This window comes from Rahnella sp. ChDrAdgB13 (assembly GCF_017655185.1).
Lineage (GTDB): Bacteria > Pseudomonadota > Gammaproteobacteria > Enterobacterales > Enterobacteriaceae > Rahnella > Rahnella contaminans.
Genome location: NZ_JAEMGT010000204.1, coordinates 1 through 2191 on the forward strand (window position 1 = coordinate 1; position 2191 = coordinate 2191).

Consider the following 2191-nt stretch of genomic DNA (forward strand, 5'->3'; position numbering starts at 1 on the left):
GTCAACAGCCCGGCGGCGTTCAATCACAGCCTGGGCCTCAGTGGAAAAGCCCACGCACTCCGCTTCAATGGTGCGGCGAAGGCCAGTGGCCAGATCGGTCATTGCCTGACGCAGGTCACGCAGACTTGTTTTTAAAGACATATCAGCCTCTTAAAAAATAAGCCTCACTGTGCGAGGATACCGGCGCAACCCAATAACCTTAAAAACAGAGAGGCTTATATGTCACAGCAAGATGAAAAACTCACCATTGACCAGAAAATCCAGATCGCAAGACTGGCCACGGATATCTACATGACGGAATATCCATCCGGGCACTCCGCCTTTTTGAGAGCCGAGAATAACGGTGGAAAAGGTAGTCCACTATCAAATGCAGAAATCGAAATAGCCGCCCTTGAGCAGAAAAAACAGGATATTCGCAATAGTTTTCAGGGTATCTACCACTCAATAGAGAATGCAATTACCGGGGAGTCTGACAACGCTCGATAAAATCTACGGCCCCGCGTGGGCCGTATATCACCACCAAAGCAACCCAAAGTTCTTCCCAGAATTTCATACGAGTAATATCGTCACCGAACTCAGCCGTCAGAACGTCAACAATCTTGTTAACCCGCTCAAGATCAACACCTAATTTAATGTCAGTTTCATTGCTCATAAATCACCTCTCAACCGTATTTAATTCGTATTTAAAGAGCGCTGACGCTCGCGCATTGCCGCGTTAACCTGGGCGGCAATTTCCTCAGCCATCGCAACAGGATCTTCGTGATAAAACGAGACATAATCCGCACCCCGAATACCAATTCGAACGTCGCTCCCCGTTTTGCCAACAGTGGTTACCTCCGCAGGGTTTATGTACAGAGTTGGGCCTAATCTGATTAATTGCGCGACATCACTTTCCTGTGCATTAACCGCTGCAAAGAGCCGACGACGCGCCATCTCCAGCGTTTCGCCTTCCAGCGGAACAGCATCAAGTTCCTCACCGTTGGTTGTGGTTACACAAAGGCTCAACCAGTCATGGCTAAGGCGCACCTCGCTAATCTGGTCGGAACGCAGGCTCACTTCAGGGTTGATCTCAATTAACTTACCGGGCATGTGTTTTCTCCAGTTCCGGGGTAAAGGCTTCAATAATTTCCACAAATGCCGCAAGGTGCTGCGGATAATGCGACTGAATAAACTGCGACAGGGCCGTGATGGTGCCGATGGCCGTCGCTATCCGGTCAGTCTCTGGCAATACTTTTTTACTGGCCGCAATGGCCTTGGTGTACGCATCTGACAACGAGGACAGCAGCTGTACGCGCTCCTGTGCTGGGATATCTTCGGCGGCACTGAGTTTCTCGAGCGTGGTTTGTACCTGTACCATCAGACCGTTCAAAATAGCCCTGGCCACATCTTCCGGCGCACCGCTGGCCAGCTGGTTAGCACTGCGCAAGACCTCCCAGTCATCCCCCTCATCACCGGCCACTTTTTTCCATCGCATCGCGGTCGAAAAACTCACGCCTTGCTGGATGGCCAGTAATTCCAGAGACTGATTGCCGAAAATGAAAGCCCTGCGCAATGCTTCGCGGGTCTCGCGTGGGTGTGCCATCTAGCCTCCCGCCGTGGCACGTACCAGTGCCATACCAACCGCAACCATAGCGCCTGACACCGCACCGCTGAGCGTACCCGCTACCGTGCCACGCTTTATGCCTTCGTCGTCCATTGCATCCAGACGGGCATCAATGGCGTCTAACTTTTCGGTAATATCGCGCAGGGCCAGAAGTACGGCGCGCATGTCCTCTGACTTTTCCGGGGGCCGCTTTCTCATGCTCAGCGGCTCCCGATACCATCAATCAGCCGGTCAACCCGTTCGTTTGTCCGCTCAATTGACTGCTTGATTTCTGAGAGCATGGCCATAATCTGTTCCTGATCGCGTACCGCATCGGATTTAAGCTGGTACAGCTCACGAATGCGGGCATTATCCCGGCGCAGATCGTCAATCGAGCCGTAAAGGCGTTTAACGCTCCAGATCAGACCCGCCCCAACGAGGCTAAAAATAAAACTCTGAACCGTATCCATTGTTAACATTTCCATTTTCACTTCTCCTTATCCGGCCAGAAAAATGCATCCAGCGCTTCCAGTTTCGCCGCGTTCGTCTGACACCACGCGCCGTAATCGGTGGCATGGTGCAACAGCGCATCGGGCGGCAATCCCGCCG

General features: G+C 52.4%; 6 protein-coding genes. 1 reads left to right on the forward strand and 5 read right to left on the reverse strand.

Features of this window, described 5'->3' with window-relative positions; all coding sequences use genetic code 11:
- Window positions 1-219 precede the first annotated feature (219 nt).
- Window positions 220-486, forward strand: a complete 267-nt coding sequence (locus J8X26_RS26650) for a hypothetical protein (RefSeq protein ID WP_208952540.1) — start codon at window positions 220-222, stop codon at window positions 484-486.
- On the opposite strand, the gene J8X26_RS26655 is transcribed toward J8X26_RS26650, so the two are convergent.
- The 5 genes from J8X26_RS26655 to J8X26_RS26675 are packed head-to-tail and all read right to left on the reverse strand — an operon-like array spanning window position 458 to window position 2067.
- Window positions 458-652, reverse strand: coding sequence for a hypothetical protein (locus tag J8X26_RS26655; protein WP_208952541.1), 195 nt, complete (start codon window positions 650-652; stop codon window positions 458-460). The two genes, J8X26_RS26650 and J8X26_RS26655, sit on opposite strands and share 29 nt — an antisense overlap.
- A gap of 20 nt (window positions 653-672) precedes the next feature.
- Window positions 673-1089 (reverse strand): hypothetical protein, encoded by a 417-nt coding sequence (locus tag J8X26_RS26660; RefSeq protein WP_208952542.1) that lies wholly within the window; start codon window positions 1087-1089, stop codon window positions 673-675.
- Window positions 1079-1582 (reverse strand): DUF1804 family protein, encoded by a 504-nt coding sequence (locus J8X26_RS26665; protein ID WP_208952543.1) that lies wholly within the window; start codon window positions 1580-1582, stop codon window positions 1079-1081. Before J8X26_RS26665 ends, J8X26_RS26660 begins: the two co-directional genes overlap by 11 nt.
- On the reverse strand, window positions 1583-1801 hold the full coding sequence (locus J8X26_RS26670; RefSeq protein ID WP_208952544.1) for a hypothetical protein: 219 nt from the start codon (window positions 1799-1801) through the stop codon (window positions 1583-1585).
- Window positions 1802-1803: 2 nt separating this feature from the next.
- Window positions 1804-2067: a hypothetical protein gene (locus tag J8X26_RS26675; protein WP_208952545.1), complete on the reverse strand. Its 264-nt coding sequence runs from the start codon at window positions 2065-2067 to the stop codon at window positions 1804-1806.
- Window positions 2068-2191 lie beyond the last annotated feature (124 nt).

Excerpts from the sequence above, each read along its gene's own strand:
- J8X26_RS26665 (WP_208952543.1), bottom strand. The coding sequence starts at position 1,582 with ATGGCACACCCACGCGAGACCCGCGAAGCATTGCGCAGGGCTTTCATT.
- J8X26_RS26675 (WP_208952545.1), bottom strand. The coding sequence starts at position 2,067 with ATGGAAATGTTAACAATGGATACGGTTCAGAGTTTTATTTTTAGCCTC.
- J8X26_RS26670 (WP_208952544.1), bottom strand. The coding sequence starts at position 1,801 with ATGAGAAAGCGGCCCCCGGAAAAGTCAGAGGACATGCGCGCCGTACTT.
- J8X26_RS26655 (WP_208952541.1), bottom strand. The coding sequence starts at position 652 with ATGAGCAATGAAACTGACATTAAATTAGGTGTTGATCTTGAGCGGGTT.
- J8X26_RS26650 (WP_208952540.1), top strand. The coding sequence starts at position 220 with ATGTCACAGCAAGATGAAAAACTCACCATTGACCAGAAAATCCAGATC.
- J8X26_RS26660 (WP_208952542.1), bottom strand. The coding sequence starts at position 1,089 with ATGCCCGGTAAGTTAATTGAGATCAACCCTGAAGTGAGCCTGCGTTCC.